This window comes from Lactobacillus acetotolerans DSM 20749 = JCM 3825, assembly GCF_001436775.1.
Taxonomy (GTDB): Bacteria; Bacillota; Bacilli; order Lactobacillales; family Lactobacillaceae; genus Lactobacillus; species Lactobacillus acetotolerans.
Map to the genome: position 1 here is coordinate 1 of NZ_AYZC01000116.1, position 244 is coordinate 244.

Here is a 244-nt window from a genome sequence, read left to right on the forward strand (position 1 = left end):
CTGCTTTAAGATTAATCGCGGAATTAGGCGATTTACGCAGATTTGATACTTCAGCTCGAATAGATGCTTTTATCGGCATTGATCCAGGACGCTATCAATCAGGTGAAATGGATAATCATTTAGGTATTACCAAGCATGGCAATCATATTGCCAGAAAGATCCTTTACCGTGTTATCGGTCAAATGGAGTCAACGAAGTTATCTCAACCTTGTCATATCACTGATTATTACGACAACAAAAAAAA

The 244-nt window shown here is 37.7% G+C and carries 1 protein-coding gene; it reads left to right on the forward strand.

Features of this window, described 5'->3' with window-relative positions; genetic code table 11:
• The coding region (locus FC77_RS07780) for a transposase (protein WP_156641868.1) at positions 1 to 244 on the forward strand (244 nt) is incomplete at both ends.